Raw genomic sequence first — 15,480 nt, 5'->3', positions numbered from 1 at the left:
CTGGCTATTTGCCCATGCTTGGCTTGCTTTAGTCTGCCTATAACTCCGGGCCGGACATGCAGGCCGCCTGGCAGGCCGTCTGCGCGTTGGCCCGAACCGTGGATGGGGAACCATGAACACTTCAATCAGTACCGCCTACAACTACCGGGTGGTCCGCCAATTCGCCATTATGACGGTGGTGTGGGGCATCGTCGGTATGGGGCTCGGGGTTTTCCTCGCGGCCCAATTGGTCTGGCCCGAACTCAACTTCAACCTGCCTTGGACCAGCTTCGGCCGCCTGCGCCCGCTGCACACCAACGCGGTGATCTTCGCCTTCGGCGGCTGCGCACTGTTCGCCAGCTCCTACTACTCGGTGCAGCGCACCTGCCAGACCCAGCTGTTTTCGCCCAAGGTGGCGGCCTTCACCTTCTGGGGCTGGCAGTTGGTGATCCTGCTGGCAGCCATCAGCCTGCCGCTGGGCTACACCAGCTCCAAGGAATACGCCGAGCTGGAATGGCCGATCGACCTGCTGATCACCATCGTCTGGGTCGCCTATGCCTACGTATTCTTCGGCACGGTGATGAAGCGCACCACCAAGCACATCTATGTCGGCAACTGGTTCTTCGGCGCATTCATCATCACCGTGGCGATCCTGCATATCGTCAACAACCTGGAAATCCCGGTCAGCCTGACCAAGTCCTACTCGCTCTACGCCGGTGCCACCGACGCCATGGTGCAGTGGTGGTACGGGCACAACGCGGTGGGCTTCTTCCTGACCGCCGGTTTCCTGGGGATGATGTACTACTTCGTGCCCAAGCAGGCCGAACGCCCGGTGTATTCCTATCGCCTGTCCATCGTCCACTTCTGGGCGCTGATCACCCTGTACATCTGGGCAGGTCCCCACCACCTGCACTACACCGCCCTGCCGGACTGGGCCCAGTCGCTGGGCATGGTGATGTCGCTGATCCTGCTGGCACCCAGCTGGGGCGGCATGATCAACGGCATGATGACCCTCTCGGGCGCCTGGCATAAGCTGCGCAGCGACCCGATCCTGCGCTTCCTCGTGGTCTCCCTGGCGTTCTACGGCATGTCGACCTTCGAGGGTCCGATGATGGCGATCAAGACCGTCAACGCTCTCTCCCACTACACCGACTGGACCATCGGCCATGTGCACGCCGGGGCGCTGGGCTGGGTGGCGATGATCTCCATCGGCGCGCTGTACCACATGATCCCGAAAGTCTTCGGCCGCGAGCAGATGCACAGCGTCGGCCTGATCAACGCGCACTTCTGGCTCGCCACCATCGGCACCGTGCTCTACATCGCCTCGATGTGGGTCAACGGTATCGCCCAGGGCCTGATGTGGCGCGCGGTCAACGAGGACGGCACGCTGACCTATTCCTTCGTCGAAACCCTGGTGGCCAGCCATCCCGGCTTCATCGTGCGGCTGATCGGCGGTGCCATCTTCCTCAGCGGCATGCTGCTGATGGCCTACAACACCTGGCGCACCGTGCGCGGTGCAGCACCTGCCACCGTCACCGCCAACGCGCAGATGGCCTGAGGAGTTCGCCATGAAACACGAAGTGATCGAAAAGAACGTCGGCCTGCTGATGCTGCTGATGGTATTCGCCGTCAGCATCGGCGGCCTGACCCAGATCGTCCCGCTGTTCTTCCAGGACGTCACCAACAAGCCGGTCGAAGGCATGAAGCCCTACACCGCGCTGCAACTGGAAGGCCGCGACATCTACATCCGCGAAGGCTGCGTCGGTTGCCACTCGCAGATGATCCGGCCGTTCCGCGCCGAGACCGAACGCTACGGGCACTATTCGGTGGCGGGTGAAAGCGTCTGGGACCACCCGTTCCTGTGGGGCTCCAAGCGTACCGGCCCGGACCTGGCCCGAGTCGGCGGCCGCTATTCGGACGACTGGCACCGTGCGCACCTGTACAACCCGCGCAACGTGGTACCGGAATCGAAGATGCCGGCCTACCCGTGGCTGGTCGCCAACGCCCTGGACAGCAGCCACACCGAAACCAAGCTGCGCGCCATGCGCACCCTCGGCGTGCCCTACAGCGACGACGACATCGCCGGCGCCGTGGCCAGCCTCAAGGGCAAGAGCGAGATGGACGCGCTGGTCGCCTACCTGCAGGTGCTCGGCACCGCGATCAAGAGCAAGAGGTGAGCCATGGAGATCAGTAGCGGAATGATCCGCGGCCTCGGCACCCTGGTGGTGATGATCGCCTTCGTCGGCCTCGCCATCTGGGTGTTCAACGGCAAGCGCAATCCGGAGTTCGCCCAGGCACGCATGCTGCCGTTCGCCGACGATCCATTGCCCGAAACACCTGAACAAGACCCTGCAACAAGGAGCAACCGGCCATGACCACCTTCTGGAGTACGTACATCTGCGTACTGACCATCGGCAGCCTGATCGGCCTGACCTGGCTGCTGATCGGCACGCGCAAGGGCGAGACCAAGGGCAGCGTCGACCAGACCATGGGCCACAGCTTCGACGGCATCGAGGAGTACGACAACCCGCTGCCGCAGTGGTGGTTCATGCTGTTCGCCGGCACCCTGGTGTTTTCCGTCGGCTACCTGATCCTCTACCCCGGCCTGGGCAACTGGAAAGGCATCCTGCCCGGCTACGAGAACGGCTGGACCGGCGTGCACGAGTGGGAAAAGGAAATGGACAAGGCCGATGCCAGGTTCGGACCGATCTTCGCCAAGTTCGCGGCCATGCCCGTGGAAGAAGTGGCCAAGGACCCACAGGCGCTGAAAATGGGCGGACGCCTGTTCGCTTCCAACTGCGCGGTCTGCCACGGCTCGGACGCCAAGGGCGCCTACGGTTTCCCGAACCTGGCCGATGACAGCTGGCGTTGGGGCGGCAGTGCCGACACGATCAAGACCACCATCATGGGTGGCCGCATCGCGGCGATGCCGGCCTGGGGCGACATCCTCGGTGAGGACGGTGTGCGCAACGTCGCCGCCTATGTGCGCCACGGCCTGGGCAAGCTGCCGCTGCCGGAAGGCAACGGCGCGGACCTGGCCGCCGGCCAGCAGGTCTTCAACACCAACTGCGTCGCCTGCCATGGCGCCACCGGCCAGGGTACCCAGGCCATGGGCGCACCGGACCTGACCACGCCGGCCGCCTTCATCTACGGCACCAGCCTGGCGCAACTGCAGCAGACCATCCGCCACGGTCGCCAGGGCCACATGCCGGCCCAGAGCGAACTGCTCGGCAACGACAAGGTGCAGTTGCTGGCCGCTTACGTGTACAGCCTTTCCCACGGCAGTCAAGGAGAAAACAAAGCTCAATAAATACCGGATATTTCCTGCCGCATCGATCAGGATGCGGCAGTTCCCCTCCCCTGCGCGACCGAGTGTCGCACCTCGGTTTCGCTCTGCCTACCCACTCCCGGGAATCGGTACTAAGCTTTCCAAACCTCGATCAATCCGCAACCCCTCGTCAACCGGTCGGTCACGGTTTTCGCGAGCGCGCGTTTTGACCCTACACCGAGCATGGAAAGGCCGCAGAATCAGCGTCGCAAGGTATTGACCCAGGTCATGGCGCGTTGCAATGACCCTACTCTTTATCCATACTTGCGGCCGATTTTCACCCCTAATAACTATACCCAAACCGTGGAACCTTAGAATGAGCACAGCAATAAGTCAGACTGCTTATAACTATAAGGTAGTCCGCCAGTTCGCCATCATGACGGTGGTCTGGGGGATCCTTGGCATGGGGCTCGGAGTCTTCATTGCCTCTCAACTGGTCTGGCCGGAGCTGAATTTCGGTCTGCCGTGGACGAGTTTTGGACGCCTGCGCCCGCTGCACACCAACCTGGTGATCTTCGCCTTCGGTGGTTGTGCACTGTTTGCCACCTCCTACTATGTGGTGCAGCGTACCTGCCAGGTGCGACTGATCTCCGACAGCCTCGCGGCCTTCCACTTCTGGGGTTGGCAAGCCGTGATCGTCGGCGCCCTGGTCACCCTGCCGCTGGGCTACACCACCACCAAGGAATACGCGGAACTGGAATGGCCGCTGGCTATCCTGCTGGCCATCGTCTGGGTGGTCTACGCCCTGGTGTTCTTCGGCACCATCATCAAGCGCAAGACCAAGCACATCTATGTCGGCAACTGGTTCTACGGTGCGTTCATCATCGTTACCGCCATGCTGCACATCGTCAACCACGCCTCGCTGCCGGTGAGCTTCTTCAAGTCCTACTCGGCCTACTCCGGCGCGACCGACGCGATGATCCAGTGGTGGTACGGGCATAACGCGGTGGGTTTCTTCCTCACCACCGGCTTCCTCGGGATGATGTACTACTTCGTGCCGAAACAGGCCGAACGCCCGATCTACTCCTATCGCCTGTCCATCGTCCACTTCTGGGCACTGATCACCCTGTACATCTGGGCCGGTCCCCACCACCTGCACTACACCGCCCTGCCGGACTGGGCCCAGTCGCTGGGCATGGCCATGTCGATCATCCTGCTGGCCCCGAGCTGGGGCGGCATGATCAACGGCATGATGACCCTCTCCGGCGCCTGGCATAAGCTGCGCACCGACCCGATCCTGCGCTTCCTCGTCGTCTCCCTGGCGTTCTACGGCATGTCGACCTTCGAGGGTCCGATGATGGCGATCAAGACCGTCAACTCGCTCTCGCACTACACCGACTGGACCATCGGCCACGTCCACGCCGGCGCCCTCGGCTGGGTGGCGATGATTTCCATCGGTGCGGTCTATCACATGATTCCCAAGCTGTTCGGCCGCGAGCAGATGCACAGCGTCGGCCTGATCAACGCGCACTTCTGGCTGGCGACCATCGGCACGGTGCTGTACATCGCCTCGATGTGGGTCAACGGCATCACCCAGGGCCTGATGTGGCGGGCGATCAACGACGACGGCACGCTGACCTACTCCTTCGTCGAAGCGCTGCAGGCCAGCCACCCCGGCTTCATCGTCCGCGCCCTGGGCGGGGCGTTCTTCGCCACGGGCATGCTGCTGATGGCCTACAACACCTTCCGTACCGTTCGCGCCTCGAACCCGGCTGAAGCTGAAGCCGCCGCTCAGATCGCTGTCGTTGGAGCCCACTGATGAAGCACGAAGTAGTCGAGAAGAATATCGGCCTGCTGGCCTTCTTCATGGTCATCGCCGTGAGCATCGGCGGCCTGACCCAGATCGTCCCGCTGTTCTTCCAGGACGTCACCAACAAGCCGGTCGAAGGCATGAAGCCACGTACCGCCCTGGAACTGGAAGGCCGCGACATCTACATCGCCAACGGTTGTGTCGGCTGCCACTCGCAGATGATCCGGCCGTTCCGCGCCGAAACCGAACGCTACGGGCACTACTCGGTAGCCGGTGAAAGCGTCTGGGACCACCCGTTCCTGTGGGGTTCCAAGCGTACCGGCCCGGACCTGGCCCGTGTCGGCGGTCGTTACTCCGATGACTGGCACCGCGCGCACCTGTACAACCCACGCAACGTGGTGCCCGAGTCGAAAATGCCGGCGTACCCGTTCCTCGTGGAAAACAAGCTCGACGGCAAGGACACCGCGAAGAAGATGGAAGTCCTGCGCTCGCTCGGCGTGCCCTACACCGACGAAGACATCGCCGGTGCCAGGGATGCCGTGAAGGGCAAGACCGAAATGGACGCGCTGGTGGCCTACCTGCAAGGCCTTGGCACCATCATCAAAAGCAAACGGTGATTGTTCATGGATATCGGGATGATTCGTGGCCTTGGCACCCTCGTGGTGATGGTGGCCTTTGTCGGCCTGGCCTTGTGGGTCTTCAGCCCCAAGCGCAAGGCGGAGTTTGAAGACGCGACCTTGCTGCCTTTCGCGGACGATCCCGAAGCCATCAAGCACGTCGAGCAAGCTTCTAGGAGTAACAAAGAATGACTACGTTCTGGAGTCTGTACGTCACAGTCCTCAGTCTGGGTACCATCTTCGCCTTGACCTGGCTGCTGCTGTCGACCCGCAAGGGCCAGCGCGCCGAGCAGACCGACGAGACCGTCGGCCACTCCTTCGACGGCATCGAGGAGTACGACAACCCACTGCCGAAATGGTGGTTCATGCTGTTCGTCGGCACCCTGATCTTCGCTCTCGGCTACCTGGTGCTGTACCCGGGCCTGGGCAACTGGAAAGGGGTACTGCCAGGTTACAACTACCTGGACAACGAGAAGCAGACCCCCTTCGCCAACGGCCAGACCGGCTGGACCGGCGTGCACGAGTGGGAGAAGGAAATGGCCAGGTCGGATGCCAAATTCGGGCCGATCTTCGCCAAATACGCCGCCATGCCCATCGAGGAAGTGGCCAAGGACCCGCAGGCCCTGAAGATGGGTGGGCGACTGTTCGCCTCCAACTGCTCGGTGTGTCACGGTTCAGACGCCAAGGGGGCCTATGGCTTCCCCAACCTGACCGATGAAGACTGGCGCTGGGGCGGCGACCCGCAGACCATCAAGCAGACCATCATGGGCGGTCGCCATGCGGTGATGCCGGCCTGGGCCGAGGTGATCGGCGAGCAGGGCGTGGCCGATGTCGCCGCGTTCGTGCTGACCAACCTCGACGGTCGCAAGCTGCCGGAAGGCGCCAAGGCCGACCCGGTCAATGGCCAGAAGCTGTTCGCCGCCAACTGCGTGGCCTGCCATGGGCCGGAAGGCAAGGGTACCCCGGCCATGGGCGCGCCGAACCTGACGCACCCGGCCGCGTTCATCTACGGTTCGAGCTTCGCGCAGTTGCAACAGACCATCCGTTACGGTCGCCAGGGGCAGATGCCGGCCCAGGAGCAGACCCAGGGCAACGACAAGGTCCACCTGCTGGCGGCCTACGTCTACAGCCTGTCCCACGGTAACGACAAGCCCGCCGAATAAGCCCTGGCTTGCCGCAACGACAAAGGCCCCGCCGGCATGGACCGACGGGGCCTTTTTCATGGTGCAGGGCCCTCACGCCCGCCAGAATCGGCACATGCCAGCCACGGCCTTGGCCTATAGTCAATTGATCTGCGTCATGCTTTGTTACATTCGCTACACCATACCGAGCTTTCACCCAACGCGACCAAAGGTCGCACCCGTTGAGCCGGGGCAGAGGCGTATCATTAAGCCACTGCACTAAGCTTCAACGCTATCCGATCACGGTCGGCACGTACTGACCGCGACATTTTCCCCCTGCCGTGGGATGCAATGATGAGCAATCAGATTCCGGTACACGACGTCACTCCGCCTGCCAAGCAACAGAACAACGCCGTCGACCTCTACGCCTCACGCGAAAAAATCTACACCCGAGCCTTCACCGGGCTGTTCCGCAACCTGCGGATGGCCGGCGGTGCCGTGCTGTTCCTGCTCTACTTCGGTACGGTCTGGCTGAACTGGGGCGGCCACCAGGCCGTCTGGTGGAACCTGCCGGAACGCAAGTTCTTCATCTTCGGCGCGACCTTCTGGCCCCAGGACTTCATCCTGCTGTCGGGCATGCTGATCATCGCCGCCTTCGGCCTGTTCTTCATCACCGTCTACGCCGGGCGCATCTGGTGCGGCTACACCTGCCCGCAGAGCGTCTGGACCTGGATCTTCATGTGGTGCGAGAAAGTCACCGAGGGTGATCGCAACCAGCGCATCAAGCTCGACAAGGCGCCGATGAGCGCCAACAAGTTCCTGCGCAAGTTCAGCAAGCACAGCCTGTGGCTGCTGATCGGCTTCGTCACCGGCATGACCTTCGTCGGCTACTTCTCGCCGATCCGCGAACTGGTGATCGACTTCTTCACCGGGCAAGCCGATGGCTGGTCGTATTTCTGGGTCGGTTTCTTCACCCTCGCCACCTATGGCAACGCCGGCTGGCTGCGTGAGCAGGTGTGCATCTACATGTGCCCCTACGCGCGCTTCCAGAGCGTGATGTTCGACAAGGACACCCTGATCGTCTCCTACGACCCGCGCCGTGGCGAAGGCCGTGGCCCGCGCAAGAAAGGCGCCGACTACAAGGCCCAGGGCCTGGGCGACTGCATCGACTGCACGATGTGCGTGCAGGTCTGCCCCACCGGCATCGACATCCGCGATGGCCTGCAGATCGAATGCATCGGCTGCGCCGCCTGCATCGACGCCTGTGACAGCATCATGGACAAGATGGAATATCCGCGCGGGCTGATCAGCTACACCACCGAGCACAACCTGTCCGGGCAGAAGACCCACACCCTGCGCCCTCGCCTGATCGGCTACGCGGTGGTGCTGCTGGCGATGATCAGTCTGTTGATCACCGCGTTCCTCATGCGCTCGCTGGTCGGCTTCGACGTCAGCAAGGACCGCGTACTCTATCGCGAAAATGCCGAGGGTCGGATCGAGAACGTCTACAGCCTGAAGATCATGAACAAGGACCAGCGCGACCACACCTACGTGCTCGATGCCGCCGGCCTGCCCGACCTGCGCCTGCAGGGGCGGCGCGAAATCCGCGTGCCGGCCGGGGAGATCTTCAGCATGCCGGTGGAACTCTCCAGTTCTCCCGAGCAACTGCCGTCGAGCACCAACGAGGTGAAATTCATCCTCAGGGACGCCGATGACGCCAGCGTTCACGTCGAAGCCAAGAGCCGGTTCATCGGCCCGCAAATTCGCTAAGGGAAGCCACAATGTCCGTCGCAACTGCCACCCACCCCTGGTACAAGCACCTCTGGCCGTGGATCATCATCAGCATCCTGGCCTGCTCGGTGGCCCTGACCCTGTCGATGGTGACCATCGCGGTGAAGAACCCGGACAACCTGGTCAACGACAACTACTACGAGGCCGGCAAGGGCATCAACCGTTCCCTGGACCGCGAGTTGCTGGCCCAGTCGCTGAAGATGCGCGCCAACGTGCACTTCGACGACGTGACCGGTGAGGTCGACCTGCGCCTGAGCGGCGACAGCACGCCCGCGACCCTGGAGTTGAACCTGATCTCGCCGACCCAGCCGGAGAAGGATCGCAAGATCAGCCTCAACCGCAGCCAGACCGAACAGGGCCGCTACATCGGCCAGTTGAGCGACAAGGTCGAGGGCCGGCGCTTCGTCGAACTGCTGGGTACCCAGGACGGCAAGACCTGGCGGATGTTCGAGGAAGAGCAGGTCAGCCATGACCGCGACCTGCTGCTGGGCGACGAGCCGCTCAAGGGTGCCGAAGACCTCGACAACTGACCGCGCACGGAATCGATCGACCCACATCACTTATGACCACCCCACTCCCCTGTTACCACTGCGCCCTGCCCGTCCCCTCGGGCAGCCGCTTCACCGCCGCAGTGCTGGGCGAGACCCGCGAGTTCTGCTGCCCGGGCTGCCAGGCCGTGGCCGAGGCCATCGTCGCCGGCGGCCTGGAGCACTACTACAGCCATCGCAGCGAGACCTCCGCCAACCCCGACGTCCTGCCGGTGCAACTGCCGGATGAACTGGCGCTGTACGACCGCGCCGATGTGCAGCAGCCCTTCGTCCGTCACGACGGCGAACTGGCCGAAACCACCCTGCTGATCGAAGGCATCAGTTGCGCGGCCTGCGGCTGGCTGATCGAAAGGCACCTGCGCAACCTGCCGGCGGTGGCCGAGGCGCGGCTGAACCTGTCCAATCACCGCTTGCAGGTCAGCTGGGCCGACAGCCAACTGCCGCTGAGCCGCCTGCTGGCCGAACTGCGGCAGATCGGCTACGCCGCCCACCCCTATCGACCCGACCGCGCCAGCGAACAGTTGGCCGCCGAGAACCGCAAGTCCCTGCGCCAGCTGGGCGTGGCCGGCCTGCTGTGGTTCCAGGCGATGATGGCGACCATGGCCACCTGGCCGGAATTCAATATCGACCTGAGCCCGGAGCTGCATGTCATCCTGCGCTGGGTCGCGCTGTTCCTGACCACCCCGATCGTCTTCTACAGTTGCGCGCCGTTCTTTCGCGGCGCCCTGCGCGACCTGCGTACCCGCCACCTGACCATGGACGTCTCGGTCTCGCTGGCGATCGGCAGCGCCTACTGCGCCGGGATCTGGACCTCGATCAGCGGCGTCGGCGAGCTGTACTTCGATGCGGTGGGCATGTTCGCCCTGTTTCTGCTGGCCGGCCGCTATCTGGAACGACGCGCCCGCGAGCGCACGGCGGCGGCCACCGCGCAACTGGTCAACCTGCTGCCGGCATCCTGCCTGCGCCTGCGGGCGGACGGCCAGAGCGAACGCATCCTGCTCGATGAACTGCGCCTGGGTGACCAGGTGCTGGTGCATCCCGGTGCCGTGCTACCTGCGGACGGCCGGATTCTCCGGGGCCAGTCGAGCATCGACGAATCGCTGCTGACCGGCGAATACCTGCCGCAACCGCGTAGCCCGGGAGAGGCGGTCACCGCCGGCACGCTGAACGTCGAAGGCGCCCTGACGGTCGAGATCCTCGCCCTCGGCCAGGACACTCGCCTGTCGGCCATCGTCCGCCTGCTGGAACGGGCCCAGAGCGAGAAGCCGCGCCTGGCGGAGATCGCCGACCGCGCCTCGCAATGGTTCCTGCTGCTGTCGCTGATCGCCGCCGCGGCCATCGGCCTGCTCTGGTGGCAGGTCGACCCACAGCGGGCGTTCTGGATCGTCCTGGCGATGCTGGTGGCGACCTGCCCCTGCGCCCTGTCGCTGGCCACCCCGACCGCCCTCACCGCGGCCACCGGCACCCTGCATAAGCTCGGCCTGCTGCTGACCCGCGGGCATGTACTCGAAGGGCTGAACCAGATCGACACGGTGATTTTCGACAAGACCGGCACCCTCACCGAAGGCCGCCTGGCGCTGCGCGCCATCAACCCGCTGGGAGCGCTGGACAGCGAACGCTGCCTGGCCTTGGCTGCGGCGCTGGAGAACCGCTCCGAGCACCCGATCGCCAGGGCCTTCGGGCGTGCCCCGCAAGCCGCCGAAGACGTCCTGAGTACACCCGGACGCGGCCTGGAAGGCCGGGTCGGCGCGCAGTGGTTGCGGATCGGCCAGGCGCAGTTCGTCTGTGAACTCAGCGGCTGCGCCCTGCCGACAGCGCCGGATGCCAGCGGACAGTGGCTGCTGCTCGGCGACCGCCAGGGCGCGCTGGCCTGGTTCGTCCTCGACGACCGGCTGCGCGGCGATGCCCCGGACCTGCTCGCGGCCTGCCGTGCCCGTGGCTGGCGCACCCTGCTGCTATCCGGCGACAGTTCGCCGATGGTCACCGACGTGGCTGCGCAACTGGGGATCGACGAGGCCCGTGGCGGGCTGAGCCCGGATGACAAGTTGCAGGTGCTCAGGCAATTGCAGCAGCAGGGCCGCAAGGTGCTGATGCTGGGGGACGGGGTCAACGACGTGCCGGTGCTGGCCGCAGCCGACATCAGCGTCGCCATGGGCTCGGCCACCGACCTGGCCAAGACCAGTGCCGACGCCGTGCTGCTGTCCAACCGCCTCGACGCCCTGGTGCAGGCCTTCGACCTGGCCCGCCGGACCCGTCGGGTGATCATCGAGAACCTGGCCTGGGCGGCACTGTACAATGGCCTCATGTTGCCGTTCGCCGCCCTCGGCTGGATCACGCCGATATGGGCGGCGGTCGGTATGTCCATCAGCTCGTTGACGGTGGTGCTGAACGCCTTGCGCCTGACTCGCCTGCCCGGCCCGCAGGGCGACCACGTCCTGAACGAAACCCGCCCGCAACCGGCCTGAACCGGGCGGGCCTGGAGTAAAGATGCCAGCACTCTACGTGATGATCCCGGCGGCACTGCTGATCGTCGCCATCGCCGTCTACATTTTCTTCTGGGCGGTGGACAGCGGCCAGTACGACGACCTCGACGGCCCGGCCCACAGCATCCTGTTCGACGACCAGGACCCGAACCACAAGGCCGCCATCGACGAGGCCGACGGTACGGGCAACGAGCGCGATCGGCGGACGCCGCCCCATGCCTGAACTGGTGCCACTGCTGGTTTCCGCGGTAATCCTCGGCCTGCTCGGCGGCGGTCATTGCCTGGGCATGTGCGGCGGCCTGATGGGCGCCCTGACCCTGGCGATCCCCCGCGAACAACGGGCGCGACGCCTGCGCCTGCTGCTGGCCTACAACCTCGGGCGGGTGCTCAGCTACGGAGCGGCCGGCCTGCTCACCGGGCTGGCCGGCTGGGCGGTGGCCAGCAGCCCGGCGGCGGCGGCGTTGCGGGTCGTGGCCGGCCTGCTGCTGATCAGCATGGGCCTGTACCTGGCCGGCTGGTGGAGTGGCCTGACCCGCATCGAAGCTCTCGGCCGCGGCCTGTGGCGGCATATCCAACCGGTTGCCAATCGCCTGCTGCCGGTGTCGAGCCTGCCCCGTGCGCTGCTGCTGGGTACGCTCTGGGGCTGGCTGCCGTGTGGCCTGGTCTACAGCACGCTGCTGTGGGCGGCGAGCCGCGGCAACGCGCTGGACAGCGCGCTGCTGATGCTCGCCTTCGGCCTGGGCACCTGGCCGGTGCTGCTGGCGACCGGGCTGGCGGCGGAACGGGTCACGGCGCTGTTGCGCAAACGCGGTGTACGCCTGGGCGGCGGCCTGCTGGTGATGCTGTTCGGCCTGTGGACCCTGCCGGGACCGCACCAGCACTGGTTGATGGGGCACTGAGCGGCTCCGAGACCCTTGATACAAATCAACATGCCTGCGTCGCGATCCCCCTAGACTCCGGGCATTGCAGCCAATCCGGGGGAACGCCCGCATGCTCGACGCCATTCGTTGGGACTCTGATCTTATTCGCCGTTACGACCTTGCGGGACCGCGTTACACCTCCTACCCCACCGCCGTACAATTCAACAGCCAGGTCGGCACCTTCGACCTGTTGCACGCCCTGCGCGACAGCCGCAAGGCCTCGCGGCCGCTGTCGCTGTATGTGCATGTGCCGTTCTGCGCGAACATCTGCTACTACTGCGCCTGCAACAAGGTCATCACCAAGGACCGCGGCCGCGCCCAGCCCTACCTGCAGCGCCTGGAGCAGGAAATCCAGCTGGTGGCCTGCCACCTGGACCCGAACCAGAAAGTCGAGCAGTTGCACTTCGGCGGTGGCACGCCGACCTTTCTCAGCCATGACGAACTGCGCCAATTGATGGCCAGGCTGCGCCAGCACTTCAACCTGCTGGATGACGACTCCGGCGACTACGGCATCGAGATCGACCCGCGGGAAGCCGACTGGTCGACCATGGGCCTGTTGCGCGAGCTGGGCTTCAACCGGATCAGCATCGGCCTGCAGGACCTCGACCCGAGCGTGCAGCGGGCGGTCAATCGCCTGCAGAGCCTGGATGAAACCCGTGCGGTGATCGAGGCGGCGCGGACCCTGCAATTCCGCTCGATCAATATCGACCTGATCTACGGCCTGCCCAAGCAGACCCCGGAACATTTCGCCCGCACCGTGGACGAAGTGATCAACCTGCAGCCGGACCGCCTTTCGGTGTTCAACTATGCCCACCTGCCCGAGCGCTTCCTGCCCCAGCGGCGGATCAACAGTCATGAGCTGCCGGCCCCGGCCGACAAGCTGGAAATGCTCCATCGCACCATCGAGCAATTGACCGCCGCCGGCTATCGCTACATCGGCATGGATCACTTCGCCCTGCCGGACGACGAACTGGCGATCGCCCAGGAAGAGTCCACCCTGCAGCGCAACTTCCAGGGCTACACCACCCATGGCCACTGCGACCTGATCGGCCTGGGCGTGTCGGCCATCAGCCAGATCGGCGACCTGTACTGCCAGAACAGCAGCGACCTGAACCAGTACCAGAACACCCTGGCCAGCGCGCAACTGGCCACCAGTCGCGGCCTGCTGTGCAACGCCGACGACCGGCTGCGCCGGGAAGTGATCCAGCAGATCATCTGCAACTTCAGCCTGGAGTTCGCCCGGATCGAGCAACAGTTCACCCTCGACTTCCGCGGCTACTTCGCCGAACTCTGGCCACGCCTGATGGGCATGGCCGACGATGGCCTGATCGAGCTGGACAACGAGCGGCTCACCGTTCTGCCCGCCGGGCGCCTGCTGGTACGCTCGGTGTGCATGGTATTCGATGCCTACCTGGAACAGCAGAATCGCCAGCGCTTCTCCCGGGTGATCTGAAAATTACACTTTCGTAGGGGTGCGCCATTTTGGCGCAGGCTGGCCTGAACAAGCCCTGCTGGGGTACCCTTACGGCTTATGTGTGATTTCCCACAAGGATTCAAGAAATGTCCGAGCCCGTGAAGCTGCGCGCCCACAGCCAGGCCAACTGCAAGGATTGCAGCCTGGCCCCTCTCTGCCTGCCACTTTCATTGAATCTGGAGGACATGGATGCGCTGGACGAAATCGTCAAACGCGGCCGCCCGCTGAAGAAAGGGGAATTCCTCTTTCGCCAGGGCGATACCTTCGGCTCCGTCTACGCTGTGCGCTCCGGCGCACTGAAGACCTTCAGCCTGAGCGACGGCGGCGAGGAACAGATCACCGGTTTCCACCTGCCCAGCGAACTGGTCGGGCTGTCGGGGATGGACACCGAGACCTACCCGGTATCGGCCCAGGCCCTGGAAACCACTTCGGTGTGCGAGATTCCCTTCGAGCGCCTGGACGAACTGGCCCTGCAACTGCCGCAGTTGCGCCGCCAACTGATGCGGGTGATGAGCCGGGAGATCCGCGACGACCAGCAGATGATGCTGCTGTTGTCGAAAAAGACCGCCGACGAGCGGATCGCCACGTTCCTGGTCAACCTTTCGGCCCGTTTCCGCGCCCGCGGGTTCTCCGCCAACCAGTTCCGCCTGAGCATGTCGCGCAACGAGATCGGCAACTACCTGGGCCTTGCGGTGGAAACCGTCTCGCGGGTGTTCACCCGCTTCCAGGGCAGCGAACTGATCGCCGCCGAAGGCAAGGAAGTGCACATCCTCGACCCGATCCAGCTCTGTGCACTCGCCGGCGGTTCGCTGGAAAGCTGATCCGGCGGCCGGCCTGACCAATTCGCACAGGCCACTGGGCACCGTCGCAGGTATACTGGGCACCTACCGCTCTCCAGGAAACCTGCGACGATGGCTTTCGACACCTTCGACATCAAATCCCTGATCCGCCCGGTTATCGATTTCCCGAAACCGGGCGTGATTTTCCGCGACATCACGCCACTGTTCCAGTCGCCACGGGCGGTCCGGCTGGTGGCCGACAGCTTCATCCACCGTTATGTCGAAGCCGACTTCAGCCACATCGGCGCGATGGACGCCCGCGGCTTCCTGATCGGCTCGATCATCGCCCACCAGTTGAACAAGCCGCTGATCCTGTTCCGCAAGCAGGGCAAGTTGCCAGCGGATGTCCTGTCCGAGGGCTACCAGACCGAATACGGCGAGGCCTTCCTCGAAGTGCATGCCGACAGCCTGTGCGAAGGCGATTCGGTGCTGATCTTCGATGACCTGATCGCCACCGGCGGCACCCTGATCGCCGCCGCCAACCTGGTCCGGCGCATGGGCGCCAAGGTCTTCGAGGCCGCCGCGATCATCGACCTGCCGGAGCTGGGCGGCTCCCGGCGGCTGAACGACATGAACGTGCCGACCTACTGCCTGACCCAATTCTCGCTGGCGGAAAAGTAACGGCCGGTG

General features: G+C 64.3%; 16 protein-coding genes. All 16 read left to right on the top strand.

The window, feature by feature from the left end; genetic code table 11:
* Window positions 1–112 precede the first annotated feature (112 nt).
* Window positions 113–1,537 (top strand): cytochrome-c oxidase, cbb3-type subunit I, encoded by a 1,425-nt coding sequence (gene ccoN, locus ACM62G_RS21370; protein ID WP_054061065.1) that lies wholly within the window; start codon window positions 113–115, stop codon window positions 1,535–1,537.
* Between the two features lie 10 nt (window positions 1,538–1,547).
* A complete protein-coding gene (gene ccoO, locus ACM62G_RS21365; RefSeq protein WP_054061066.1) occupies window positions 1,548–2,156 on the top strand; it encodes a cytochrome-c oxidase, cbb3-type subunit II in 609 nt (202 codons plus the stop codon).
* A 3-nt stretch (window positions 2,157–2,159) separates the two neighbouring features.
* A complete protein-coding gene (locus tag ACM62G_RS21360) occupies window positions 2,160–2,354 on the top strand; it encodes a cbb3-type cytochrome oxidase subunit 3 (RefSeq protein WP_337959421.1) in 195 nt (64 codons plus the stop codon).
* A complete protein-coding gene (gene ccoP, locus ACM62G_RS21355; RefSeq protein WP_054061067.1) occupies window positions 2,351–3,289 on the top strand; it encodes a cytochrome-c oxidase, cbb3-type subunit III in 939 nt (312 codons plus the stop codon). Before ACM62G_RS21360 ends, ccoP (ACM62G_RS21355) begins: the two co-directional genes overlap by 4 nt.
* 334 nt (window positions 3,290–3,623) lie before the next feature.
* The gene (gene ccoN, locus ACM62G_RS21350; RefSeq protein WP_054061068.1) at window positions 3,624–5,066 is read left to right on the top strand and encodes a cytochrome-c oxidase, cbb3-type subunit I; all 1,443 of its coding nucleotides are present in this window, start codon (window positions 3,624–3,626) and stop codon (window positions 5,064–5,066) included.
* Window positions 5,066–5,674 (top strand): cytochrome-c oxidase, cbb3-type subunit II, encoded by a 609-nt coding sequence (gene ccoO / locus ACM62G_RS21345; protein WP_017905624.1) that lies wholly within the window; start codon window positions 5,066–5,068, stop codon window positions 5,672–5,674. The genes ccoN (ACM62G_RS21350) and ccoO (ACM62G_RS21345) overlap by 1 nt, the downstream gene beginning before the upstream one ends.
* Window positions 5,675–5,680: 6 nt before the next feature.
* Entirely contained in the window at window positions 5,681–5,866 is a 186-nt protein-coding gene (locus ACM62G_RS21340) for a CcoQ/FixQ family Cbb3-type cytochrome c oxidase assembly chaperone (protein ID WP_026145428.1), read from the top strand.
* Entirely contained in the window at window positions 5,863–6,837 is a 975-nt protein-coding gene (gene ccoP / locus ACM62G_RS21335) for a cytochrome-c oxidase, cbb3-type subunit III (RefSeq protein WP_054061069.1), read from the top strand. Before ACM62G_RS21340 ends, ccoP (ACM62G_RS21335) begins: the two co-directional genes overlap by 4 nt.
* Before the next feature lie 312 nt (window positions 6,838–7,149).
* A complete protein-coding gene (ccoG, locus tag ACM62G_RS21330) occupies window positions 7,150–8,565 on the top strand; it encodes a cytochrome c oxidase accessory protein CcoG (protein WP_054061070.1) in 1,416 nt (471 codons plus the stop codon).
* An 11-nt stretch (window positions 8,566–8,576) separates the two neighbouring features.
* Window positions 8,577–9,116, top strand: a complete 540-nt coding sequence (locus tag ACM62G_RS21325) for a FixH family protein (protein WP_273825466.1) — start codon at window positions 8,577–8,579, stop codon at window positions 9,114–9,116.
* A gap of 32 nt (window positions 9,117–9,148) precedes the next feature.
* Window positions 9,149–11,599 carry a heavy metal translocating P-type ATPase gene (locus ACM62G_RS21320; protein ID WP_419735482.1) on the top strand — a complete coding sequence of 817 codons (2,451 nt, stop codon included), beginning with the start codon at window positions 9,149–9,151 and terminating at the stop codon, window positions 11,597–11,599.
* 22 nt (window positions 11,600–11,621) lie between these two features.
* Window positions 11,622–11,840, top strand: coding sequence for a cbb3-type cytochrome oxidase assembly protein CcoS (gene ccoS / locus ACM62G_RS21315; protein WP_054061543.1), 219 nt, complete (start codon window positions 11,622–11,624; stop codon window positions 11,838–11,840).
* The gene (locus ACM62G_RS21310; protein ID WP_054062891.1) at window positions 11,833–12,516 is read left to right on the top strand and encodes a sulfite exporter TauE/SafE family protein; all 684 of its coding nucleotides are present in this window, start codon (window positions 11,833–11,835) and stop codon (window positions 12,514–12,516) included. The genes ccoS and ACM62G_RS21310 overlap by 8 nt, the downstream gene beginning before the upstream one ends.
* Window positions 12,517–12,607: 91 nt before the next feature.
* Window positions 12,608–13,990 carry an oxygen-independent coproporphyrinogen III oxidase gene (hemN, locus tag ACM62G_RS21305; RefSeq protein ID WP_054061458.1) on the top strand — a complete coding sequence of 461 codons (1,383 nt, stop codon included), beginning with the start codon at window positions 12,608–12,610 and terminating at the stop codon, window positions 13,988–13,990.
* 107 nt (window positions 13,991–14,097) lie between these two features.
* Window positions 14,098–14,832 carry a fumarate/nitrate reduction transcriptional regulator Fnr gene (gene fnr / locus ACM62G_RS21300; protein ID WP_054061459.1) on the top strand — a complete coding sequence of 245 codons (735 nt, stop codon included), beginning with the start codon at window positions 14,098–14,100 and terminating at the stop codon, window positions 14,830–14,832.
* A gap of 90 nt (window positions 14,833–14,922) precedes the next feature.
* Window positions 14,923–15,471 carry an adenine phosphoribosyltransferase gene (locus ACM62G_RS21295; protein ID WP_054061460.1) on the top strand — a complete coding sequence of 183 codons (549 nt, stop codon included), beginning with the start codon at window positions 14,923–14,925 and terminating at the stop codon, window positions 15,469–15,471.
* Window positions 15,472–15,480: the final 9 nt, after the last annotated feature.

It is taken from the genome of Pseudomonas sp. COR18 (assembly GCF_048568395.1).
In the GTDB taxonomy this organism is placed as follows: domain Bacteria; phylum Pseudomonadota; class Gammaproteobacteria; order Pseudomonadales; family Pseudomonadaceae; genus Aquipseudomonas; species Aquipseudomonas fuscovaginae_B.
Note: the sequence above shows the minus strand (reverse complement) of the source record. Positions and strands in the feature narration are given on the sequence as shown.